Origin of the sequence: Cupriavidus sp. BIC8F (assembly GCF_032465815.1) — a bacterium.
GTDB classification, from domain to species: Bacteria; Pseudomonadota; Gammaproteobacteria; order Burkholderiales; family Burkholderiaceae; genus Cupriavidus; species Cupriavidus necator.
The window spans coordinates 227,255-248,882 of record NZ_CP136095.1 but is presented as its reverse complement, the minus strand read 5'-3'; the positions used below and the strand labels follow the sequence as shown (position 1 = coordinate 248,882).

The window sequence follows — 21,628 nt, the reverse complement described above, 5'->3', positions numbered from 1 at the left end:
TCACAACTCTGCGACCTGGTCCTGGCTGAGCGTCTGCTCGATGGCCGGGCGCAGCCGCGTGACCAGGTCCTGGCGGCGCACGTGGTCGAGCATCCGCGAGATCGGGTTGGCAATGCCGGCACTTGGCATCCGGCGTTTGCAGACGTCATAAAGCCACAACACCCATGGATAAAGCCGGCCCCAATTCTCCCCTGCCCAGCTGGCGTCAACCTACGCCACGCTAGCTCTGATCGCGACGGCCGCAAATATCGGTACGCAGTTGCCGCCGGGACCATCATCGGGCTCGTCATGCACATCGTTGGCAATGGCGCCGCCTAAGTGACGAAGCGCGTGCCTGGCGTAACCGGCAAGAACCAGCCACGTGGCACCATCAGCCGCAGTATGTCAGCCAGCAAGACACCACCCTCGCAGCGCAAGACGCCGGTGCGCTCGTCGAAGTCAATAAAGTGGTCGAGATAGCGGGTAGACAACAGCGCGCCGCCGCTGTTCAGGCAGCTATCGCCCTAGCTGTGCCCATTGCCAAAGGGAAGCGCGCTCGGTACACCAGCGGGCAATGCGGGCAGGCCCTTGACGCGGCTGCGCAACTCCAGCATTTTGCACTGAGAACCGAGCGCGCGCCCCCAGGAGAAGATGGTCCGCCGTGCCATCTCAGCTAGCGAGGTAAATGGTGATGGCACACAAAATGCCGACTATCAAGCTGGCACGGTCCTTCAGTGCGAACAGCACCGGATCGTCATGCACGGCTCCGCGATGCGCGCTCATCCAGACGCGGCTGATCCAGTACAGCATCAGTAAGCACAACATCCACATGATCTGGGGCTGCCGGTACAACGCCTCCACCGCCGGGCTGTTGATATAGAGTGCCAACACCAGCACACTGAGAAAGCCGGCACTGGTGCCAAGGCTTTCCAGGACGGCGAGATCGTCCAGCCGGTAGCCGCGTCCTGCCACCCCCAGACTACCCTGGCGCTGCATGACCTGGAGCTCGGTATAGCGCTTGACCAGCGCGAGGCTGAAGAACAGAAAGACCGAGAACATCAAGAGCCAGAATGAGAGTGGCACCGATACCGCGAAAGTGCCGGCCACGATGCGAATGGTGTAAAGCCCGGCGAGTACGACTATGTCGATCAGCGCCACGCGCTTAAGTCGAAACGAGTATGCCAATGTGAGCAGGAAATAGCCGGCCAGTACCAGACGGAAATTGGGCGGCAAAAGCATGGCAGTGGCGATCGCCCCGGCCAGCAGCAACGGCACCAACACGAAACCGGCAAGCAGCGGAAGCTGGCCAGACGCAAAGGGCCGCTGTGCCTTGCGCGGGTGCTGTCGGTCTGCTTCCAGATCCAGCATATCGTTAAGCACATAGGCGGAGGAAGCGCACAGGCTGAAGGCCAGGAAAGCCAGCATTGCTGCGCCGAGCGCCTCGACGTCGAGCAGTTGGTGTGCCGCAGCCAGAGGCACAAACAGCAGAATATTTTTCACCCATTGGTGCAATCGCAGCGCTTTCGCGACGGCACGCATCATGTGCCCCTGCGGTGCGAAGGTCCTGTAGACGTCCGTAACCATGCGGGCACGTTTCTCAAGCCTCTTGGGCGCATTGACCAGCACGCCGCCACGGCTGACTGACCATACCGCCAGATCGACGCGATGGTTGCCGCAATAGTCAAAAGCTTTCACGCCAAACTTCTCGACCAGCGAATCGGCCTTGTTTCTCCCCGAAAGATTATGCGTGTCGCTACTGGCGAGCACGCCCTCGAACAGCTTCAGATGATCGGCAATGCCGGTAGCCAGCCGGTGGTTGGACGCGGTGCACAGCCATAACTGGCGGCCTTCCCCCTTTTGGTCGGAGAGCCAATTGAGGAATTCCCGATGGACAGGCAAGGTGGCATGATTGAGGCATACCCGGCGTGCCAGTTCGGCCTTGAGAACGGCCTTGCCGCATAGCAGCCACCACGGCATGAGGAACAGGTAAAGCGGATTGCGCCTGAGCAATGCCAGGCAGCATTCCAACAGAAGGTCCCCGTGAATCAGCGTCCCGTCCATGTCGACGCAAAGTGGAATCGAAGGCAGGCTCATGGCTTTTCCCATCCAGCTGATGAAGATTTTTGCTAAAACCCCAGAACTCTTCGTGAGAAAACATCCACATATGGCAGCACGCTGTCAACACCAATTGGACCAAGCGGCAAAGCATACAAAATAAACAGAAAATTCAACATCCGCGATGTTATTTTCAAATCCGATTTCCCTGACATTGAATGAAAGACCACAACAATCAGGTTTGAAAACAGGATAAGCTGGCACCATCTGGCGTAGTCAGTTCCAAGTGCGAAAAGTGCGAACGTAGATAACGTCGCAAAGAATACAAGGTCGAGCCGCAGCGCATTGGAGCGGTAGAAGTGCGTCAAAAAGACGCAAGGCGTCAAAGCATAAAACGCCAGCACAGCGTATTGAATCAGGCTTAAATTCGTGGCGGGCTCCAATAAACCTCTCTGCCAAACCATGCTTCCCCGATCAAAGCCGGGCGGAAGCGCAGCCGCGAAACTTACATCGGAGTTACCTAAAATTGCAACCGATATCGCGCACACGGATGGAATTACGGCTGGTTTTAACAAGGCACCAGCAATATTGAAAATAGGCTTGTGCTTATTGGTGGCAACTCCAATGGCCAGCAAGACAGGCAATCCAAAAACAAATACGGCTTCATGAACCAAAACACCCAGCCCAAGCAACACGCCGGCAAGAACATTGTGTCCCTTTAACATCAAAACCAGCGAAGCCATAACCAATATCATATTTACATGATCGAAGCGCCCGGCATCGTAGGATAGCTGCATAATCCCAACCGGACTGAATACTATCAAGCATTTGATAACATCCTTCAACGTGGTGCCAAAGCGAGATTCTCTATCAAATGCTATCTTTATCAGGGCTAACCCGCCGAAAACGATTGCGAAGTCGAGCAGGATAATCATTGCAACGGCAAGAGGTTTGTTGCCACCTATCGTGTGGAATATGGGATACAAGAGCGTTCCAAGCAATCCGCGCTTAACAAAACCAAAGTCAAAATAGTTTACATAATACTGAGTCAATCTCCATGACAGGAAATTGTCAAGGCTGTTATCCCGAATCGCCACCGCTATGCTCTGGGATATTCCAAACACCCAGAATGCAAAGCAAAGTTTCAGGAAGTGTTTGGACGTAAATGTTAGTAAGCGGTTCATGACAAGTATCTCTATAATATCGAGATAACCAAGAACCGCGACATAGACGATGGCACTGAAGCCGCTGAAACTGACGAAAGAACAACGCACCGAGCTTGAGGTCCTCGCGAGAAGTCGCCGTGATTGGAGAACACGAGACAGGTCGCGAACCATTCTGATGTTTAGCGACGGCGTGCCAGCCAAGGAGATAGCCAAGCGGCAAGAGTTGACGTTGGAGGCGGTGTACGAGAGGCGCTATCGTTGGTTGGAAAAAGGCATGGCAGCGCTGTCGGACGCGCCGCGTAGCGGTGCGCCCTCCAAGCTATCGTCGGAGCACGTTGAGCAGTTGAAGGTGTGGGCGACGCAGGAGGCGCTGACGGCTTCGGAACTGCTGGCACGACTCGAGCAAAAGTTCGGGGTTCGAGTTCATCTCAATACGCTGACAGGGGTTCTCAAGCGAGCGGGGCTGGTGTGGAAGCGAACCCGGCATAGTTTAAAAAAAAGCGAGATGAACAGCGGTTCCGACAAGCCCAATCTGAGATCGGGGAGTTGGTCGAGCAAGCCAAGCGTGGCGAAATCGAACTCGCCTACGTAGACGAAGTTGGCTTCGCGCAAGCGCAGCCGAATCGGAGTGCGTGGACACCAGTCGGGGAGCAACACATGATTGAAGCTCGGCGCGGTAAGCGTCTGAACGTGGTCGGAGCACTGCTGTCCTCAGGGGGGCTTTTTGCAGTGAAGTTGTGGGAGACCATGACCTCGATGCTGTTCGCTGGATTCCTCGGCCTGTTGGTCGAACACGTCGGCAAGCCGCTGACCGTGATTCTCGACAATGCCTCGGTCCACACGGCCCGCGCACTGCGACCTTATCTCTGGCTCCTAAAAAGGAAAGGCTTGACGTTGTACTTCCTGCCACCGTACAGCCCGGAGCTAAATCGCATTGAGAAGCTCTGGCACAAGATGAAATACGAGTGGTTGGCCTTCAAGGCCCGCGACGCCAAAACCCTCGAAGCTGATGTCGATGTAATCCTTCAAGGAATCGGAAAAGACTACAGATTCACTTTTTGTTGAACGCTTATCTTCATTCCTTCTTCTCCGGCAGCTTTGTCGCCATCGCAAGTCTCCCGCGCATTCCGATTCAGGCTAGCGAAGCCAGGATGGCCCGTATGTTCGCCTTCGTACCATCGGCGAGAAATCGCGGTCGGAATGTCCCTTTTCTGGGACCTCCTACCCTGCATCGCGGTTACTCGGCAGTCTCAATCTTGTGATCAGCCGAATTGGAGAACGGCGTCTCCGGCGTCGCAAAAAGTACCAAAGCCTTTTCGGCACGCCACGTTCGCGGAATTCGTGGGCGCCGTTCGCAGAATCGGCGTTCCTCAACAACAGGCTTACGCTCCACAACCTTCGATTGCCCACGACCTTTGAGGGGAGCGTCAAAAACCTTGGGGTTGTAACTCCGAGGCAAGCCCGCATGGGCTTTCTTGATCTGGGTATCCCAGAAGCATCAGCGAAGTTTGTCAATGCGGGAGATCAACACAGGTCGGGCGGCTTTTTCCATTTCCGTCCTGGCACGCATACTCTTGACGGTCCGGGCGAGCTTGTTGGCTACTGCAGCGACCACGGCATTGAAGGAACGCCGCTGGAGCAAACCGTCGAGCCAGGCGGTTCGTGCGCCTTTGATGACTAGTCTGACCTGAACTGACCAAGATGCTGGACGCCGAATGCCGTCCGCTGGCACGCTGGCACCTCCGAGATGCCAGCGTCCCCAGAGGACGTCCGAGAGCTCTCGGCTTAATCCAGATTATTTCCCGAGGCCCGGAAAATGCTTTGTCCATGCAAAGCAGCCCCGCTGTCTCCCTCGACCGGATCTGAAGGGAAGACAAAATCCCGCGCTTCCTCTTTGAAGCATCTACTGATATGTCTCGTCAATTGCGGGGCGCCATATTTTGCACCATAGACGAAGCGCATAACAGGACCAAAGCTGAGTGCCGCGGCCGGTCCAATGACATAAAGGCCGCGCACATTGGTTTCGAAGTTGCGCGTCAGTTCTGGCCAGCCGCCGACGAGGGATAGTGACTCCAGCAGCTCTCGGGAAAAGAAGGAGTGCTTCGCCATGTCAACCCCGAACCCCGTGGCGACAATAAGATGGTCAGCGGTAACGCTAGACGTTTCATTCCGGCTTGCGATCTGAAGAATTAGCTGACCATTCTTGACCTCGGCATGGCTGACCTCCGTTCGAAACGAGAGATCAACCTTGCCGACCACGCGATCATGCAACCACCACGCACCCGACGGTCCGAACGAACTCTCGGCAATTCTCTTGCGCAATTGGCGATGGATCGCGCGGAAGAGAAAAGGGTACTCGGACAGCATATATGGGTACCAACCGGCTGCAAGGCCCCCTTCCGGCTTTAGCAGCCTCGAGATGATACTGCGCGAGGCGTCCGGTTCCGCATTCCAGCTCACAGCCTCACCGCGCACGAGCACGCGAACGCGAGCGCCGATTTCGTTCAGGAGTGCTGCAAGTCCGAGCGCCGACTGCCCCCCGCCGACGATGACGATATTCTTGTTCCTCGCCCATGCCAAGCTCCCGATCTCGCCCGAGTGAATCACGTAAGGCTTTGGCAGGCCTTGAAATATCGGAGGCGTGCGGTCAAATCCCTTCAGGCCTTGAGCTACGATCACGCGCCGCGCAACCAAGGAACTGCCGTCGCTCAAAGCGAGCCGGAAGAATCCATCCTGCCGGCGCAATTCGACAACGTCCAGGGTGCGAAGATGACTAACGAGTTGTGACTGAAACCAGAGCCCATAGTCAACGAATGTCTCCAGCGGCAGGCGCATGCCAATCGGCGCATAGCTGATTCCGTTGCGCCGGCAATATTCCTCCAACGTGTAGCCTCCCTGCGGTGCATACAGATCGGAGGCAAATGCCTCGGAGCGCATGAGCATCCCAGGCGGCATGAAATTTCTCCAGGCGTACATTGGCTGCCCCAGAACCTGATGGGGCACGCCGGCCTCGGATAGATATGCCGAAATCGACAAGCCATAGGGGCCCGCACCGATAATGGCGGTGTCTGTTGACGAGTTCATCTTTCTTCCCATTGGATTTGTTCGCCGCTAGTCGAGTTGCGCCGGACCGTCCACTGCCTCATGATGCGGCTTCCCAGTGAGCCACTGATGCAGTAATGCTGCACAGCAGGAAGCGGGTCGCTCCAGCGAAAGTACCCATCGAAGATCCGGAAGCTGTTTGTCAGCAAGTGTCGCGGCGCTCGTTCCGCAAATGTCGAGCGCCATGCAACATGAGATGGAACTGTCACACTCGGCACGGCCGGAAGCCCTAGTTCGTATCGATACGCCGCCAATGGAATATTCACTCCGCACAGCGTTGCAATTTCCTCTTGCCAGTCCGTTCTTCCGACCGTTGGCTCAATAATCATGAATCTCTTGTAATGACTGTCCCACTTATATTCCATGCTGCCCATGCCATAGAAGTCGGCGCAATTGGCGATAGCGAGAGTCATCGGTTCGAGCGCTTCTCCTGCCTCGGGTGCGGCGATACAAATGGCGGTGCTGCCTATATCACGCGGTGAGCATAAGAGCTTGCGCCCGGTGAAAATGGCGGCTATTTTCCCGTTCTCGCCCCGATAGAACAGCGTGAAGTAGATGTTGCTCTCGGGTCCCTCTATCCACTCTTGCGCAACAATGCCGCCAGGCGTACGAAGCATGATGCCGGCATGCTTCATGGCATCGTCCAGGGAGTCGGCGCGGACCGCGCGCTCTTTGTCGCCGCTCAGTGCATAGCGCTTGTCATCGGGCTTGATGATGCAAGGAAACCGTAGCCTGGACAGAAGCGGGAGGTCGGATGTGCCATTGAGGATTTCGGTATGCGGAACTGGAAATCCGTTTTGCTCGGCGAATCGATGAAATTCTGATTTATTGCTCAGAAGCTTGACGCCTGTGTCAGGTGGCAGGCGAAAACGAAACCACTTGCCTAGTTCTGGGCGATTCTCGGAAACCGTGTGCACAGCGTCTTCGTCGGTCAAGAAAAGCACGGGGCGCTTTTCGAATCTTTTGCCCAGCGCAATCATGTCTTCGACAAAATCTTGGCCCTTGAAGCTGCGAATCACGCAGCGGCGGGCATGGCGGGACCATAGCGCTGCCTTGCTGCTGGTGGTATCCACCGCGATGATGGGCATCTTCTGGTTGGCCAGCGAGCGCACCAACCCAAGCCCGTTGAGGTCGCCACCAACGATGACTACCGCGGCGTTCTCAGTAGAGTCCGGCATTCTCAGCATGGTTGGTTTCCTTACCAGCATGTCAATTCGATCGACACGGCGCGCCAACATGGCCCTTGCCCGTCTGCTTTGCTCATGGGGTTCGGCCAGGTAGCGCCAATCTAGAACCAGCTTCCCGCGTCATCCGTACGGGCGCGCACACTCTCTTTTCAAGATCCTGTCCGGACGTTCGCGACCCCACCTCACAACAGCCGCTTTCGCCGCCTGGCTTTCAACGGACCAGGGAGCATTCAAACTTCGCAATCGGTCGCCGCTCAGGGCGGCCGGAACCTATGTCGGTAGTCGAAGCCGTATCAATGATGCCGGGCATAGTGGCCGATCCATTGGCTGGCGATGGCTTCGATGTTGAAGTGCGATGCGATGTGCTGATGCCGCGCAAGCTGCTGAATGACCTGGCCTCTTCCCGATGCCAGTGCCTCGCACATGGCCGAGGCCAGTGCTTGCACATTGCCCCTGTCAACAATCCTGCCAACACCAGTCAGCACATCCGCAACTCCCGAGGCATCGGTGGCGACCACCGGACACCCGCATGCCAACGCTTCGCCCACGACCAGGGGCATGCCTTCGATCACGGAGGAGAGGACGAACAGGTCGGCCGCGTTCAGCAAAGCGGGTATGTCGTGGCGTTTGCCGAGCAGGATTGCTTTTCCAGCAAGACCCAGCCGCGCGATCTGCTGCTCCAGAGCCGCACGGTCGGGCCCTTCGCCGGCAATCATCAGTATTGCGCCGGATTTGGGGGCAACCAGGCTGAAGGCGTCCAGCAGGACTGCTTGCGCCTTGTCCGGGATCAGGCGCCCGACGTTGACGATGAGCTTATCCTCCGCGCCAATCCCGAGTGAGGCTCGGGCAGCCGCACGGATCTCGGCATCCAGGTGGTAGCGGCTCGTATCGATGCCATTCGGGATAACGATGATGCGCCCCGCCGTGACGGCGCCTAACTCAATCATGCGCCGACGGCCTTCAGTGCTGACATGGGTGGTCAGGTTGGCCCATCGGTCCGTGAGCCGGTATGCCAGCATGCGCAGCTTGCCACCCTCATAAATGCTGTGCGCTGTGCAGATCGTAGTCGGGACCGCGCAGACAAGCGTCAACGTGCGTGCAAACAGATTCGCGTGAACCATGTGAGCGTGAATCACATCCGGACGCCACGCTTGTACAAGACTCCGCACGCGCCAGAGGGTGCTCACCATCGACTGCGGTGACTTTTTGATATCGAGACGTAGTGTCTGGATATCTTTGGGAAGGTCCACCTCGCAACCCGGCGTCAGGCTGACCACGGCAATGGCATGGCCTAACGCCGCAAATTGTCGGGCCAGCGCAGCTACCTGTTGCTCGGCGCCCCCCAGTCGCAGCCCGGTAATCAGCAGCATGATTCTCATCGGAGACACCCCTCCGGCAGGCTCGACCTGGCTCATCACCGTGCCCCTGCGAGGAGCACTATGCCAGTCTTGGTTCCCTTTGGTCACCGGCATGGACTGACACGGAAGGCAAGTATCGTCACCTGCATTAATGGCGGCTTTCGCACGCGCAGCGTTGTATTCCGATTCCAAACCTTGCCGTCAGGCGAAGCGCCCATCTGTTCGCTGACACACACGTACATTGGCTTGAGCGTGAGATGCATCGCTTTATGCAGGCTGACCAGTGCGACACCAGGCCGGGGGATCCCAGATCGTCGTCGGACGCAATCGCACTGCCGCATATACAAGTGCCAGTGCGTTGACTCAGACAGCGGTCCTGGAGCCGGCAATGCCTTATCCGGTCTGGCAGTGTGGGCTGGGCAACGCCCAAGGCTACACGAAGGCGCACATCGGTGATTAGATTCAGATGCTGCATTCGACGGAGCGATCCGCGGGGCAGCACACGTCGAGCGGCACGACTGCTGCGTTCTTGCACTTGGCACGGTCATCCGTTGTGACCGACGAGATTTGGCTTCAGGGCCAATATGAGGTGATAAGCATGGAGCGTCTTCTCGACATTGTCGGAGGGGGCATTTGCGCGGCGGGCGGCGCGGCGGCGCCCAGGATTACGGGAAGCAATTTTGCAAGGGATGGCGCACGGCGCGAAGCCGGATTTCGATTGCCCAGGAAAATGTTCCATGCTGACGACTGAATTTTCCCCATGGCCAAGCTTCACCTCGGGCGAGGCGGAAGCCGTGCAACGGGTGCTGCTGTCCAACAAGGTGAACTACTGGACGGGCACGGAATGCCGCGAGTTCGAGCAGGAATTCGCCGATTGGTGCGGCGCGCGTCATGCCGTGGCGCTGGCCAATGGAACGCTGGCGCTGGATGTCGCGCTCAAGGCGTTGAATATCGGTCCGGGGGACGAGGTGGTGGTGACGCCGCGCACCTTCATCGCCAGCATTTCCTGCGTAGTCAATGCGGGCGCCATTCCCGTGTTCGCCGATGTCGAGGAGGATAGCGGCAATATCTCCGCCGCGACCATCGCGCGCGTCCTGACACCCCGCACCCGCGCCCTGATATGCGTGCATCTGGCCGGGTTCCCCTGTGACATGGATCCGATCATGGCGCTGACGCGAGCGCATGGGCTCAAGGTGATCGAAGATTGTGCCCAGGCCCATGGAGCCAGCTACAAGGGCCGTGCGGTCGGCACCATTGGCCATGTCGGCGCCTGGTCGTTCTGCCAGGACAAGATCATGACCACCGGTGGCGAGGGGGGCATGGTAACGACCGACGATCGTGAGCTTTGGTCTCGCATGTGGTCGTATAAAGATCATGGAAAGAGCTGGGAGGCCGTGTACGAGCGCGAACATACACCGGGCTTCCGCTGGTTGCATGATTCCTTCGGCACCAACTGGCGCATGACCGAGATGCAGGCAGTCATCGGCCGCATTCAGCTCAAGCGGATGGCCGAATGGACCGAGCGGCGTACGGCGAATGCCATGGCATTGGCCGAAGCCTTGAAATCGTGCGGGGCGCTGCGTTTTCCAATGCTCCCTCCCGCTATGCAGCATGCCTGGTACAAGTTCTACGCCTTTGTCCGGCCGCAGGCGCTGAAGACGGGGTGGAGCAGGGACAGGATCATGGCCGAGGTCAATGCCGCGGGGGTGCCCTGCTATGCAGGGGTATGCTCGGAAGTTTACCTCGAGAAGGCGTTCGACCACACCGGCTGGCGCCCGGCCGAGGGGTTGCCGGTTACAAGGGCCTTGGGCGAAACCAGCCTGATGTTTCTGGTACATCCGACGCTGACCGAAGCAGAAGTGACAAAGACCGGGATGGTCGTCCGGGATATAGTCGGACAAGCGTCGCGCTGAGAACCTGCGCATGGAGGCTGCAGGTGCGCAGACAGGGGTACTAGCCTCCAGGGATGCGCGATAGATGACACCATGGTTTCAGATAGTCCATATTGGCGAAGACACTCAGGCGCTGGCGCTGGCAGGGTTCATTACCGTGTGTCTGGCCTGCGCCGGATACTGGAAACGCGCGTTCCGTTGGGTTGCATCGCTCGGAGTCGGCGCGGGCCTGGTGCTGGCTGGCAAGCTGGCCTTTGAATTTTACGGCTGGTTCTTGCCATCATTGGGGCTATACAGCATCAGCGGCCATGCCATGTTGACTGCCGCCGTCTATCCGGTGATGTGCATGCTGCTCGGATCGACGGTCGGCGAACGTGCCGCAAGATACGGGATCGTTGCCGGTCTGTGGGTGGCGCTGGTAATGGCAATCGTGCTTGTGGCTGGACGCTACCATACCCTGGCCGAAACCCTGATCGGGGCGGCGATCGGCCTGTGCGTGGCGTGGATCAATGCCAGGCCTGTTGTCAGCCTGCGGGGCCATCGCGTCTCTGTCTTGCTTGCGGCATTGCTCGCTGTGCTTGCGCTGGCTGCGTTGCCACGCATGCTTGAGCCGATCAAGGAATCGCTCTGGGCGCAAGGGGCGCGTTGGCTCGATGTGACGATGCAATGCATCAGGGACATCGATGTCGACCCTGCATCCGGGCAGACCGTGGTCAGGGTCCTGCAGTGTCCTGTCTCATTGCCCGCGAATCGGCCCCCCCGAGCTGCGCGGCCATGGTTGGAGTTGGCTGCCGGTTGAGCGTCAAGGCGGATAGCAGCGCTCCGGCGGTCCCACGCTTCTTGGCCGTCTGGAAACAGGCGCCTGGCCGGTTGCGCGCTTCCGGCTAACCCATTTGGTAAGGGCGCGTACCGCCGGACCCTGCCAGGTGAACTTGCCGAGGAGCTGCCGATACAGTGGGCCGTGGAGAATCGCCTTCAACGCTTCAGGAGATATCCCCTGGACTCGACAGCTTGGCCGGCTCCAGCTTGTTCGCCGCTTCGGTTTGCCGCAGCGAGCGCGAAGCGACCTTGCGCATTGCAAGCTGCAATGGCAGCCGGAAGTCCTCCTGCGTCTGCGCCGGCTTGGCCGCGCGGACCTCAAGCGAGCTGTATGGTGCGTATTCCGGCACGATCGCCTGCACCAGCATCTGGATCTTCAGTTCGTCGCGCGTCTCGCAGGCGGCGAAGAGCCGGGCCAGGCGGTCATGCAGCTCGTCTTCTTCCATAAAGGGCTCTTGCGAACACATGATGCGCTCATGCTCGCTGGGGGTCACCGTGCCGCCGATCAGGAGTTCCTCGTAAAGTTTCTCCCCCGGGCGCAGGCCGACGAACTTGACCTCGATGTCCCCGTTCGGGTTCTTGGGGGTGCGTTCCACCAGCCCGGCCATCTCGATCATGGTCCGGGCCAGGTCCACGATCCGCACCGGCTGCCCCATGTCCAGCACGAACACCTCGCCGCCGCGGGCCATCGCGCCCGCCTGGATCACCAGCTGCGAGGCCTCGGGGATCAGCATGAAGAAGCGGATGACATCGGGGTGGGTGATCGTGATCGGCCCGCCCGCTTCAATCTGGCTGCGAAACAGGGGAACCACGGAGCCGGAAGACCCAAGCACGTTGCCGAAGCGGACCATCGCGAAAACCGTGCGGGTGCCGGGCCGTGCCGCCGCGGCCTGGAAGATCAGCTCCGCGATGCGCTTGCTCGCGCCCATCACGTTGGTGGGGCGGACGGCCTTGTCGGTCGAGATCAGCACGCAGGTCTGCACGCCGAAGCGGTCAGCCATATTGGTGATGGTGAGCGAGCCCAGCACGTTGTTGCGAATGCCCTCGGGCATGTTGCTCTCGACCAGGGGCACGTGCTTGTAGGCCGCAGCGTGATAGATGGTATCGACCTGCTGGCCCTGCATGGCGGCGGCCACGGCATTGGCGTCGCACACCGAGCCGATGCGCGCCAGCAACGGCACCTCGGGGAAGTTCCGGCGCAGATCCTGCTCCACCATGTACAGTGCCCATTCGGAATGGTCGAACAGGATCAGCTTGCGCGGCTGCTGCGTGGCAACCTGGCGGCACAGCTCGCTGCCGATGGAGCCGCCCGCGCCGGTGACCATGACGACCTTGCGGTGCGTGCACTTGGCGAACAGCGCCTCGCGCGGCGGTACGGCTGGCCGGCCAAGCAGGTCCTCAACCTTGACCTCGCGGATCGACTGCATTGTGATCTTGCGGTCCACCAGCTCGAGCAGCGTGGGCAGGGTGCGCACGCTCACGGCGTACCGGTGCAGCTTGTCCAGGATGCGCTTGCGCCGGTCCGGCGACAGCGAGGGCACCGCCAGCACCACTTCGTCGATGCCCAGCCGCTGCAGCTGCTCCCGCATGCGCGAGGTATGGAAGACCGGCAGGTCGGTGAAGGTGTGGTTGTCCAGCGAAAGGTCGTCGTCGAAGAAGCACACAGCCTCATGGTCGACGCTGGCGCGCATGGCGTTGGCGAGCTGGAAGCCGGCCTCGCCGGCGCCGAAGATGCCCACGCGCCGGGTCGGGCGCCCGCGGGCGCTGCGCCACAGCTCAGTGCGCCGCAGCATGGCGCGGATCAGGAAGCGCGAAATCACGACATAGGCGAAGGCGATGAACCAGTAGATCAGCAGGCCGGCGCGCGGCAGCCGGCTGTCATTCATGAGAAAGGACACGCTGTAGGTCAGCCCGACCATGGCTGCCATGCTGATGCCGGCGACCCACAGCACCTTGAGGTCGATGTAGCGCAGCACGGTCCGGTACAGACCGCTGAACGAGAACACCGGGATCGTGCACGCCGCGATGAACAACGGCGGCAGCAGGCCGTACTGCACGATCAGCTCCTGATTGCCGGCGCGCAGCAGCAGGGCCAGCGCGAAGCACAGCGGCAGGGCCAGCAGGTCGACCGTCATCATCAGCGCGATCTTCTGGCGGCGCGAGAGGGATGGCAGGCGCAGGGGGCGCAGGGCTGTCATGCCCGGAACCCCTGCAACGCCACCGCCGCGATTGTCACTGCTACCCGCATGGCCCACAGGCTCTGGCTGGCGGGAACCGCTCGATGCATCCATATCGGTGTGTCCATTGCACGGCTCTTCTGCCCGGAAGGCGCCGGCGTCAGCCTGCGACTGGCTGTGATGCCATGGGTCGCCGTGGCTTCACGCATCACCGTGTGCCGGCGTGAATCCGCTTTCCTGCAAAGCTATCGTTTCTGCGTGGTGTGGCGCAATCGGGCTACGTGCGCTGCCGAACGTGGAATGCCGATGGACCCGGGCACGCAGAAACGGGTACGCATGCCATTGCCGCCAGCTGGTGTCGTCATCGATCGCGCCATGGAAGGCTGGCGCAGAGGGAGCACGGGGAAAGGGCGTTATTGCAGCGGCGCAGGCGCTGCAATGCGGGTACGTGCGTTGCCGCACAGGCGCTGGCGAGGGAGCGCAGAAATGGGTACGCTCCCGGGCCTGCGTGGCTGTCAGTCGCGCGGCAGAGGCGCGCTGAGGCCGCTGCTCCCTGACCCCTGGCGCCCGGCTGGTCGCGGGCCGCGCAGCAGCTGCCACAGGCAAGTCGCCGTGTCATAGAAGGTGCCGGCGCCGCGCAGGCCCGCTGCGCGCAGGTGGTGCGCAAGGTCGTGCGGCAGGGCCAACAGCAGGAACATTGCCGTCTTCAGCGGGTGCTCCGGGCCATGGTCATAGCGCCGGCAGGCCACATACAGCCGTGAGGCGTCGCTGGCGGGGCACGGCCGGCCGGCCGACGCCGATGGCAGGCGCTGGTTGACTGCGCTCGGGACCATCTCGATGCGGTAGCCGAATTCCTGCACCGCGCGTGCGGCCAGTTCCAGGTCGTCGTAGCCGACGGCAAGGTGCTCGTCGAACGACAGGTTCTCGAACAGCTCGCGCGGGAACACCGCGCTGTGCAACAGCACCGAGCACAGGCGCTCGCCGCGGCGGTAGTCCAGTGTCGGGTAGCCCAGGAACGCCGGCTTGCGCGGAGCGCCGCGCCGCCCCTGGCAGACTTCGGTCCCGGTCAGGATGAGCGGCGTCGCGCAGCCGGCGGTGGCCCGCCGGAGATGGTCGTCGGCCACGGACTCGGTCATCTGCTGCAGGAAGGTTGCGCCCAGCAGGGTCTGGTCATCCAGGAACAGCACGTGCGAGCCGGTGGCCGCGCGCAGGGCGCGGTTGCGGTTGGCGGCCCTGGAGCGGCGCGGGCCTTCCAGGTAGGTGATGTCCGGATAGTCCCGGCGCATCATCTCGCGCGTGTCGTAGCCGCTGCTGTCGTCGGTGACGATGAGCTGGTGCGGCGGCATGGTGGAATCAGCGACCGATTGCAGCGTGTGCCGCAGCTGCTCGGGATGGTCGCATGTGGATATGCACACCGAAACGGTGGGCAGGAAGGAGCTTGCCGGCATGGTGACCCCTCCAATGTTCGGCAGATGGCAGACGCCTGCGCCGGCCCGTCTGGTGCGGGCGCGGCGCAGGGTCCTGAATTACAGCACCGGGCTGGCGGCCTGGAACGCGGCGTCGCCGGTGCGGGATGCAACCACCGGGCGCGCGTTGCTGCCGCGCGTGAGGCGTTCATCGCCGCTGACCCACTCGAGCGTCGCGCCACGCTGCAGGGCGGCATAGACGGCCTCGCCCTTGTTGCGTACCTTCAGGCGCTGGTACAGCGTGCAGGCGTGACTCTTGACCGTGGCCACCGAGATATTGAGCATGCGGCTGACGGTCTTGATCGGGTAGCCGCGTGCCAGCAGCACCAGCACCTCGTACTGGCGCGGCGTGATCTTCAGCATTTCGGCTTCGTCGTAGCTGGGCTCTTCCTCGACCAGCGGCGCTGCGCTGGCGGCAGCCGGGGCCGACAGCGGCTGCCCCGGCCGCAGGCAGGTGAGGTCGCGCACCGCCACGGTGGTGCGCGCGGCACCGGGCGTGCCGGCGCATGCCACCAGCGACAGTTGCTCGCCTGTCAGCGCGTGCGCAGGGTTCAGCGGCAGCGGCGCGGCCGAGGCCAGCGACTGCACCGCCGGCATGGCCGAGCGCGACGCCGACGGCATGGAGCCGGTCTCGGCCGAGAACAGCAGCCCCTGCACGCCTGACACCGCCAGCCGGATGGCCGCCTCGATCACCGCCAGTGAAGCGGATTTCGGCAGGCAGCCGCATACGCCGCGTGCGCTGTCCGCGTTGGGCACATGCAATGGCAAGATGTCCGCCAGGATCAGGATGCGGTGCGGCGACAGGGCTTCGCGGGCCTGTTCGAGCTGCGGCCAGCCAGACCCCACATCGGCGGGCATGCCGAATACCAGCAGGTCGGCATTGTGGTGCCGGGCATCCAGCCTGGCGATGTCCGCGGGCGCAATGGCGGCAACCTGGGCGGACTCCTGGATGTTCTCGAGCATCTGCAGCAGCCCGAGCCGGAGCAGTGGATGCTCCTCGATCAGCAACGCATTCATTGTCTTCACTCCCCGTTACTCGGGAGCGGACTGCGGGGCGCTTTGCGTATGGAGGGGCATTGCAGGACAGCAGTCACCCGCGGCGACTGGCTGCTTGTCTGACCCCCATGCTTCCATGCTCCCGCAGTCCCGTTCTTCTGGATGGAACTTGTCGGCGGCTGGAAGGTTGACCCGAACCCGGACCCGAAAGATTCTCGCTCCTAAATCGGCTTAAATTCATCTTATGGGCTGGTTGAATGGAATGCAAGCAGACCGGTCTGGGACGAGTGGGGGTGGGAATGAAAGGACATACATAATCCTTTCAAAAATCACCTAAACGCGCCGGTCCAGGTTCCGCAAACGCCGCGCTGATGCGGGGTTCAGGAGGTTTCATGGATGTGACATCCGGATTTAATTTGGTTGCAGCACTGAAACAGATAGCATTATCGACACCCCCCGTAAGTAGTGTTCTTAACCCCATCGTGGGGTATCGGTAATATATCTGCGGCGGATTGCTCCAATCATGAAACGCCGGTTTCATATGTGTTTTCGAAATAGGCCTGCCTGATTTTCAGGCAGGTCGGGCGCATGGCCTAATGCTTCTGGATGAGAGACGTCTCCCACCTCGGGATGAGCCCTGCGGCGTCGGCTGCACCGGCCTGCACCGGGCTTGCCACCGCCTGCCGGGAGGGCAGGGCGGCGGGCCCGGGGCCGGCCGGCAGGTCCGCCCGCGGAGGCGTCAGCGGGCCCAGTGGCCGGGGCGCATGACCCAGCCGTGCGGGCCGCGCACCCAGCGCTCGGGCACATAGCGGTAGCCTGGACGCTGCGCCTGCCAGTAGCCGCCACGCCAGTCGTAGCGCCCGCCGGTGGCGGCCCAGTGGCCCGGCACCCAGACCTGGCCGCGGCGCGCGGCGGGGTGCGGCTCATAGCGCGGCGGCGGGGGCGGATGGCCATAGCCGTGGGCGACCACCACCGGCTGGGCCTCGGCGGGGGCGGTCAGTCCGAAGACGCCGCCCGTGGCGAGGACGGCTGCGGCAAGCAGGAGCTGGCGTTTCATGTGGATTCTCCTTGGGGCGGTTGGAAGTGGTTGGAAGCGGTTGGATCGATCAATAGCGGTCGTAGTGGTGGTAGCGCGGCGGCGGCCCGCCGCGCGGTGGCACTACGATGCAGGCGGACAGCAGTGCGGCCGTGGTGGACAGCAGCACCACCAGCGAGAGGGCGCGTTTCATATAGGCTCCTGGCGGGTTCGCGTTGGACACGGCTTCAATGTAGCGAGCCGGCCCCGCGCCGCGTGCTTGCACTTGTAAGGCTGTCTCACATGGGCTTGTCCTTTGGCGCAGGCCTGCGCCGAGCGCGCGGCATCCCGGAAGCCCTTGCGTATCAAGGCGTTGCGCGCATGGCAGCAGCCCCATGGCATGGTGTGCGCGTGCCGGGTCGGAGGTAATGTGACGTTACACCGGAAATAATTCTCGCAAGGCAACGGGCCCGGAGCGGGCGCCGCACCCTTTGTGGGCGGCCTGGCCGGGCACGCAGAAACGGGTACGCCGCGATGGTGCGCGATGCCTCGGCATGGCCCGGCGGGGGGCGTACTGGTAGCGTGACGGCGCCATCGTGGTGCCGTCACGGGCATTCAGGCGCGCATTTCCGTGGGGCGGAAATGGCATGAAGCTTGCGCCATGGGCTATACCAGTCGGAAGTGGCCTCGTGTGCTTGAAGGAGGCGTCATGCCGGTCATGCTCATCGTGCTTGCCCTGCAATGGCTGCAGGGGTTGTCGCCGCCCGCCGCGGCGTTGTTCGCGCTGCCGCAGGAGATGGCGCCCGCGGGTGCCGCGGCCATCATCGAACCCGCGCTGACACGCTGACATGGGCTGACGCCGGGGTGGTATGACCACCCTGCCGCCGTGGCAGTCCGAGTGGTTCCATCCAACCTACCACTGTCATGGAGTCAGCATGAACCGCAGCGATGTCACCGACCTCATCATCGAAGCCAAGGTCACCCGCGGCATCACCTGGGCGCAGGTGGCCGAACGCGTCGGCCGCAGCAAGGAGTGGACAACCGCGGCGTGCCTGGGCCAGATGGCATTCGACGCCGCCGGCGCGCGCGCGGTGATGGAGGTGTTCGGGCTGCCGCCCGAGGCCGAGCCCTGGCTGCGCGAGGTGCCGTACAAGGGCTCGCTGCCGACGCAGGTGCCCGCCGATCCGCTGATCTACCGCTTCTACGAACTCATCAGCGTGTACGGCACCACGTTCAAGGCGCTGATCCATGAAGAGTTTGGCGACGGCATCATGAGCGCGATCGACTTCCGCATGGACCTGCAGCGCGAGCCCGATCCCAACGGGGACCGGGTGCGCATCGAGATGTCGGGCAAGTTCCTGCCCTACAAGACTTACTGAGCGGCGACTGCGCGCACGGGCGGCAGCGCAAAGGACACGCCATAGCGCGCCGGGTCCAGGCGCATGGTCAGCACGCCCACCAGCGCGGCGCAGGCCAGGTGGTACCACCAGCCGGCGGCGAAGTCGCCGGTGCGCTCGTGCAGCATGGCGGTGATCCAGGGCGCCAGCGACGCCAGCAGGAAGCCGCCGCCCTGCATCAGGGCGCTCAGCGCGCCGGCGCTGTCGGGGTCCGGCAGGTGGTCCAGCGCCACCACCAGGTACAAGGCAAAGCAGCCGCCCAGGCCGGCGCCGCCGATCACGGCCCACGCGTGCGGCGCGGCGTCGGGCCATAGCGCCAGTCCGCCAAAGCCCGCCACCTGCATGGCCAGTGCCAGCGCCATCCAGGCGCGGCGGTCCAGGCTGCGCGCGGCCAGCACCGGCAGCAGCAGCGCCGCGGCGGCCTGCGCCACCGCCATCAGCGCCACCAGCGACCCGCTGGCCGAAGCGCTCCAGCCGTGGTCCTGGTAGAACGGCGCGAGCCACGCCACCAGCGACGCATAGCCGCCGTTCATCACGCCAAAGCAGGCCATCAGCAGCCAGGTGCGCGGACGCCGCAGCAGCGCGCGCGTTGCCCCCGCGGGGCGGCTTGCCGGCACCCCGGGGCCGCGCGCCGCGGCGCGCGGCAGCGCCACCCAGGCCAGCGCCAATGCTGCCAGCGCGGGCACGGCCCACAGCGCCAGCGCATCGCGCCAGCTGCCGGCCAGCGCCGTCACGTAGGGCGACAGCTGCGCGCCGAGCGCGCCGCCACCCATCAGCGCGGCGGAGTACAGCCCCATCACCGGCGCCACGCGCCCCGGGAATTCCTGCTTGACCAGGCCCGGGCAGGCGGCCTGCACCACGGCCACGCCCAGCCCGCACAGCGCGGCCGAGGCGATCAGCCAGGTGCCGTCCGCCACGCCCAGCCGCAGGGCGCAGCCGGCACCCAGCAAGGCCAGCGCGCCCAGCACCGCGGTGCGCGCACCCAGCCGCTCGCGGATGGCCGGCCCGAAGAAGGCGCCCACGCCCATCAGCAGCATTGGCAGCAAGGTCAGCCAGGCCATGCCCTGGTAGCTGAGACCGGTGCCGGTGCGGATGGCCGGGGCCAGCGGCCCCACCGCGGTCAGGAATGGCCGCAGGTTCAGGCCGATGCCAGCAACCGCGGCCAGCACCAGCCAGCGCGGGGTGGTGCGGACCGCGCTGCCGGTGGCGCCGCGCGCGCCCTCAGCCACGCGGCGAGCGCGGGCCGTAGAGCTGCGCGGCAGAGAGATCGACCGGCACCCGCGTAAGCGGCAGCGGCGGCGGGTTCAGCGGCAGGCGCAGCGCCTGGTAGGCGGCCTCGCTCGACATGCCGTAGGGCGCGGCATCGTGGTTGTCGAAGGCGTAGTAGACCGCCTGCACGCCGGCCATGGTCATCGCCGCCAGGCACATCGGGCAGGGGTGGCCGCTGGCGTAGACCACGCTGCCGCGCAGGTCGGGGCGGCCCAGCTTGCGCGCGGCGGCGCGCACCGCCTCCATCTCGGCATGGGTGGTGGGGTCGTGGCTGTGGACGATGTCGTTGACGCCGGTGGCGACGGCCTCGCCGTCGAGCACCAGCACGGCGCCGAAGGGGCGCGCGCCGCGGTCACGGTTGGCCGCGGCAAGGCGAACCGCCTCGCGCATGAATTCCTCGTGAGTGGTCATGGTTGGCAAAAAAGTGAGTGCATGCTCGCGAGCAGGGCGGCATGGGTCTTTGAGGGGCGTTCCCGGCGGCTGCAGGGCGCGGGCCGGGGCAGCGCGCCAACTGTACGCCGGGGCTTGGTAATTGGGAAATTAAATGATGAAATCGCCGGCAGTGGAAAAACCAATGGATAACCGGCCATGCAGGACCCTCGCCTCGACCCCGTGCTGCTGCAGAGCTTTGTCGCCGTGGCGGAAAGCGGCAGCTTTACCCGCGCCGCGCAGCGCGTGCACCTGACCCAGTCAACGGTCAGCCAGCAGGTGCGCCGGCTGGAAGACCAGCTCGGCTGCGTGCTGCTGGACCGCGGCGGCCGCTATGTGACCACCACGCCCGAGGGCGAGCGCCTGCTGGGCTACGCGCGCCGCCTGCAGCAGCTGATGGCCGAGGCGGTGGGGCAGCTGCGCCAGAGCGCCGGCCAGGGCGAGATCCGCATCGGCGTGCCCGAGGACTTTGCCGCGCGGCCGCTGACGCCGGTGCTGGCCGGGTTTGCCTATGACTGGCCGGGCATGCGGCTGGAGGTGACCAGCGGCATGAGCCATGAGCTGTGGCAGCGCTTCCAGGACCGGGAACTGGACCTGGTGCTGGTCAAGCAGCGGGTCGGGCAGGCGCCGGGGCTGGCCAGCTGGCCCGAGCCCCTGTGCTGGATCGACAGCCGCAGCCGCCCGGCGGTAGCGCGCGACCCGGTGCCGCTGGTGGCGTTTCCGGTGGGCGGGCTGTACCGCGGCGAGATGACGCACGCGCTCGACGCCGACGGACGGCGCTGGCGTGTGGCCTTTGTCAGTGCCAGCCTGGCCAGCATCCTGGCCGCGGTGGCCGACGGCCTGGGCGTGACGCTGCTGCCGCGGCGCCTGGCCACGGACCAGCACCAGGTGCTGGAGGACCACGGTTGGCCCGCCGCGGTGCCCGACGTCGAGCTCAGCCTGCACGCGCAGCCGGACCTGCCGGCCGCGGCACGCGACATGGCCGCGCGCCTGGCCGCGCTATGCGAGACCGTGATGGGGCCGGGCGAGCCGCCCGCGGATCAGCCGAAGAACTCGTTGTAGTAGCGGGTGCAGGTGCCGGCCGGGCGGAAGGTGTAGGGCAGCTCGGCCATCGCCGCGGCTTCCAGCGAGCCGAACGGGATGTCGGGCGCGGCCAGGGGGCCGGCTTCGGGGGCGGATTGGTGGTCGGGGCGCGCAAGCTGGGCGCGGGGGGTGGATGGCGAAGTCATGTCAGGCTCATTCTCAAGGGGCCGGGCACTGCACCCGGCAGCTGTGGATCGGCGTTGTCAACGCGCGCAGCCATCCTAATGCTGCAGCGCGG

Annotated in this window: 23 protein-coding genes; 8 read left to right on the top strand and 15 right to left on the bottom strand. The window is 63.2% G+C overall.

Annotated features, from left to right (window positions below):
- The 4 genes from RS901_RS21355 to RS901_RS21340 all read right to left on the bottom strand — a co-directional run bounded on the left by RS901_RS21355 (position 1) and on the right by RS901_RS21340 (position 3,218).
- The gene (locus tag RS901_RS21355; protein WP_316155533.1) at positions 1–129 is read right to left on the bottom strand and encodes a hypothetical protein; all 129 of its coding nucleotides are present in this window, start codon (positions 127–129) and stop codon (positions 1–3) included.
- A gap of 185 nt (positions 130–314) precedes the next feature.
- On the bottom strand, positions 315–470 hold the full coding sequence (locus tag RS901_RS21350; RefSeq protein ID WP_316155531.1) for a hypothetical protein: 156 nt from the start codon (positions 468–470) through the stop codon (positions 315–317).
- Positions 471–648: 178 nt separating this feature from the next.
- Positions 649–2,073, bottom strand: a complete 1,425-nt coding sequence (locus RS901_RS21345; protein WP_316155529.1) for a UbiA family prenyltransferase — start codon at positions 2,071–2,073, stop codon at positions 649–651.
- Positions 2,074–2,105: 32 nt separating this feature from the next.
- On the bottom strand, positions 2,106–3,218 hold the full coding sequence (locus RS901_RS21340) for a hypothetical protein (RefSeq protein WP_316155527.1): 1,113 nt from the start codon (positions 3,216–3,218) through the stop codon (positions 2,106–2,108).
- A 49-nt stretch (positions 3,219–3,267) separates the two neighbouring features.
- Here RS901_RS21340 and RS901_RS21335 point away from each other — a divergent pair, with 49 nt between their 5' ends.
- From RS901_RS21335 to RS901_RS21325, 3 genes are all read left to right on the top strand, one after another.
- Positions 3,268–3,792, top strand: a complete 525-nt coding sequence (locus RS901_RS21335; protein ID WP_316155525.1) for a helix-turn-helix domain-containing protein — start codon at positions 3,268–3,270, stop codon at positions 3,790–3,792.
- Complete coding sequence (locus RS901_RS21330) at positions 3,747–4,265, top strand: IS630 family transposase (RefSeq protein ID WP_316155523.1); 519 nt, start codon at positions 3,747–3,749, stop codon at positions 4,263–4,265. Before RS901_RS21335 ends, RS901_RS21330 begins: the two co-directional genes overlap by 46 nt.
- Before the next feature lie 400 nt (positions 4,266–4,665).
- Positions 4,666–4,881, top strand: a complete 216-nt coding sequence (locus RS901_RS21325) for a hypothetical protein (protein WP_316155521.1) — start codon at positions 4,666–4,668, stop codon at positions 4,879–4,881.
- 104 nt (positions 4,882–4,985) lie between these two features.
- Here RS901_RS21325 and RS901_RS21320 read toward each other — a convergent pair whose 3' ends face one another.
- The 3 genes from RS901_RS21320 to RS901_RS21310 form a co-directional block, all read right to left on the bottom strand.
- The gene (locus RS901_RS21320; RefSeq protein WP_316155519.1) at positions 4,986–6,284 is read right to left on the bottom strand and encodes an NAD(P)-binding domain-containing protein; all 1,299 of its coding nucleotides are present in this window, start codon (positions 6,282–6,284) and stop codon (positions 4,986–4,988) included.
- Positions 6,281–7,489, bottom strand: a complete 1,209-nt coding sequence (locus RS901_RS21315) for a carboxylate--amine ligase (protein WP_316155517.1) — start codon at positions 7,487–7,489, stop codon at positions 6,281–6,283. The genes RS901_RS21320 and RS901_RS21315 overlap by 4 nt, the downstream gene beginning before the upstream one ends.
- Before the next feature lie 293 nt (positions 7,490–7,782).
- Positions 7,783–8,859, bottom strand: a complete 1,077-nt coding sequence (locus RS901_RS21310; protein ID WP_316155515.1) for a glycosyltransferase — start codon at positions 8,857–8,859, stop codon at positions 7,783–7,785.
- Between the two features lie 725 nt (positions 8,860–9,584).
- Between RS901_RS21310 and RS901_RS21305 the strand changes: the two genes are divergently transcribed.
- Positions 9,585–10,760 (top strand): DegT/DnrJ/EryC1/StrS aminotransferase family protein, encoded by a 1,176-nt coding sequence (locus tag RS901_RS21305; RefSeq protein WP_316155513.1) that lies wholly within the window; start codon positions 9,585–9,587, stop codon positions 10,758–10,760.
- A gap of 64 nt (positions 10,761–10,824) precedes the next feature.
- Positions 10,825–11,538 (top strand): hypothetical protein, encoded by a 714-nt coding sequence (locus tag RS901_RS21300; RefSeq protein WP_316155511.1) that lies wholly within the window; start codon positions 10,825–10,827, stop codon positions 11,536–11,538.
- Positions 11,539–11,722: 184 nt separating this feature from the next.
- On the opposite strand, the gene RS901_RS21295 is transcribed toward RS901_RS21300, so the two are convergent.
- The 5 genes from RS901_RS21295 to RS901_RS21275 all read right to left on the bottom strand — a co-directional run bounded on the left by RS901_RS21295 (position 11,723) and on the right by RS901_RS21275 (position 17,426).
- Positions 11,723–13,756: a nucleoside-diphosphate sugar epimerase/dehydratase gene (locus RS901_RS21295; RefSeq protein WP_316155509.1), complete on the bottom strand. Its 2,034-nt coding sequence runs from the start codon at positions 13,754–13,756 to the stop codon at positions 11,723–11,725.
- Between the two features lie 494 nt (positions 13,757–14,250).
- The gene (locus RS901_RS21290; protein WP_316155507.1) at positions 14,251–15,183 is read right to left on the bottom strand and encodes a glycosyltransferase family 2 protein; all 933 of its coding nucleotides are present in this window, start codon (positions 15,181–15,183) and stop codon (positions 14,251–14,253) included.
- Between the two features lie 78 nt (positions 15,184–15,261).
- A complete protein-coding gene (locus RS901_RS21285; protein WP_316155505.1) occupies positions 15,262–16,218 on the bottom strand; it encodes a response regulator transcription factor in 957 nt (318 codons plus the stop codon).
- Between the two features lie 718 nt (positions 16,219–16,936).
- On the bottom strand, positions 16,937–17,254 hold the full coding sequence (locus RS901_RS21280; RefSeq protein WP_153954323.1) for a YXWGXW repeat-containing protein: 318 nt from the start codon (positions 17,252–17,254) through the stop codon (positions 16,937–16,939).
- 49 nt (positions 17,255–17,303) lie between these two features.
- Positions 17,304–17,426, bottom strand: coding sequence for a hypothetical protein (locus RS901_RS21275; RefSeq protein ID WP_013951761.1), 123 nt, complete (start codon positions 17,424–17,426; stop codon positions 17,304–17,306).
- Between the two features lie 495 nt (positions 17,427–17,921).
- Between RS901_RS21275 and RS901_RS21270 the strand changes: the two genes are divergently transcribed.
- Both RS901_RS21270 and cynS read left to right on the top strand, forming a co-directional pair.
- Complete coding sequence (locus tag RS901_RS21270; protein WP_316155500.1) at positions 17,922–18,059, top strand: hypothetical protein; 138 nt, start codon at positions 17,922–17,924, stop codon at positions 18,057–18,059.
- Between the two features lie 88 nt (positions 18,060–18,147).
- A complete protein-coding gene (cynS, locus tag RS901_RS21265) occupies positions 18,148–18,591 on the top strand; it encodes a cyanase (RefSeq protein WP_316155497.1) in 444 nt (147 codons plus the stop codon).
- Here cynS and RS901_RS21260 read toward each other — a convergent pair.
- Together RS901_RS21260 and RS901_RS21255 are read right to left on the bottom strand one after the other, a co-directional pair.
- Positions 18,585–19,838, bottom strand: coding sequence for a cyanate transporter (locus RS901_RS21260; protein WP_316155495.1), 1,254 nt, complete (start codon positions 19,836–19,838; stop codon positions 18,585–18,587). The two genes, cynS and RS901_RS21260, sit on opposite strands and share 7 nt — an antisense overlap.
- Complete coding sequence (locus tag RS901_RS21255) at positions 19,831–20,289, bottom strand: nucleoside deaminase (RefSeq protein WP_316155493.1); 459 nt, start codon at positions 20,287–20,289, stop codon at positions 19,831–19,833. The genes RS901_RS21260 and RS901_RS21255 overlap by 8 nt, the downstream gene beginning before the upstream one ends.
- Positions 20,290–20,466: 177 nt before the next feature.
- Here RS901_RS21255 and RS901_RS21250 point away from each other — a divergent pair, with 177 nt between their 5' ends.
- Positions 20,467–21,369, top strand: a complete 903-nt coding sequence (locus tag RS901_RS21250; RefSeq protein ID WP_316155491.1) for a LysR family transcriptional regulator — start codon at positions 20,467–20,469, stop codon at positions 21,367–21,369.
- Here RS901_RS21250 and RS901_RS21245 read toward each other — a convergent pair.
- Positions 21,348–21,536, bottom strand: coding sequence for a hypothetical protein (locus RS901_RS21245; protein WP_316155489.1), 189 nt, complete (start codon positions 21,534–21,536; stop codon positions 21,348–21,350). The genes RS901_RS21250 and RS901_RS21245 overlap by 22 nt on opposite strands.
- Positions 21,537–21,628 lie beyond the last annotated feature (92 nt).

Coding starts and splice junctions, on each gene's coding strand:
- RS901_RS21310 (WP_316155515.1), bottom strand. CDS start 8,859: ATGCTGCTGATTACCGGGCTGCGACTGGGGGGCGCCGAGCAACAGGTA.
- RS901_RS21290 (WP_316155507.1), bottom strand. CDS start 15,183: ATGCCGGCAAGCTCCTTCCTGCCCACCGTTTCGGTGTGCATATCCACA.
- RS901_RS21320 (WP_316155519.1), bottom strand. CDS start 6,284: ATGAACTCGTCAACAGACACCGCCATTATCGGTGCGGGCCCCTATGGC.
- RS901_RS21335 (WP_316155525.1), top strand. CDS start 3,268: ATGGCACTGAAGCCGCTGAAACTGACGAAAGAACAACGCACCGAGCTT.
- RS901_RS21295 (WP_316155509.1), bottom strand. CDS start 13,756: ATGACAGCCCTGCGCCCCCTGCGCCTGCCATCCCTCTCGCGCCGCCAG.
- RS901_RS21280 (WP_153954323.1), bottom strand. CDS start 17,254: ATGAAACGCCAGCTCCTGCTTGCCGCAGCCGTCCTCGCCACGGGCGGC.
- RS901_RS21300 (WP_316155511.1), top strand. CDS start 10,825: ATGACACCATGGTTTCAGATAGTCCATATTGGCGAAGACACTCAGGCG.
- RS901_RS21340 (WP_316155527.1), bottom strand. CDS start 3,218: ATGAACCGCTTACTAACATTTACGTCCAAACACTTCCTGAAACTTTGC.
- RS901_RS21255 (WP_316155493.1), bottom strand. CDS start 20,289: ATGACCACTCACGAGGAATTCATGCGCGAGGCGGTTCGCCTTGCCGCG.
- RS901_RS21325 (WP_316155521.1), top strand. CDS start 4,666: ATGGGCTTTCTTGATCTGGGTATCCCAGAAGCATCAGCGAAGTTTGTC.
- RS901_RS21270 (WP_316155500.1), top strand. CDS start 17,922: ATGCCGGTCATGCTCATCGTGCTTGCCCTGCAATGGCTGCAGGGGTTG.
- RS901_RS21305 (WP_316155513.1), top strand. CDS start 9,585: ATGCTGACGACTGAATTTTCCCCATGGCCAAGCTTCACCTCGGGCGAG.
- RS901_RS21275 (WP_013951761.1), bottom strand. CDS start 17,426: ATGAAACGCGCCCTCTCGCTGGTGGTGCTGCTGTCCACCACGGCCGCA.
- cynS (WP_316155497.1), top strand. CDS start 18,148: ATGAACCGCAGCGATGTCACCGACCTCATCATCGAAGCCAAGGTCACC.
- RS901_RS21355 (WP_316155533.1), bottom strand. CDS start 129: ATGCCAAGTGCCGGCATTGCCAACCCGATCTCGCGGATGCTCGACCAC.
- RS901_RS21285 (WP_316155505.1), bottom strand. CDS start 16,218: ATGAATGCGTTGCTGATCGAGGAGCATCCACTGCTCCGGCTCGGGCTG.
- RS901_RS21345 (WP_316155529.1), bottom strand. CDS start 2,073: ATGAGCCTGCCTTCGATTCCACTTTGCGTCGACATGGACGGGACGCTG.
- RS901_RS21245 (WP_316155489.1), bottom strand. CDS start 21,536: ATGACTTCGCCATCCACCCCCCGCGCCCAGCTTGCGCGCCCCGACCAC.
- RS901_RS21315 (WP_316155517.1), bottom strand. CDS start 7,489: ATGCTGAGAATGCCGGACTCTACTGAGAACGCCGCGGTAGTCATCGTT.
- RS901_RS21250 (WP_316155491.1), top strand. CDS start 20,467: ATGCAGGACCCTCGCCTCGACCCCGTGCTGCTGCAGAGCTTTGTCGCC.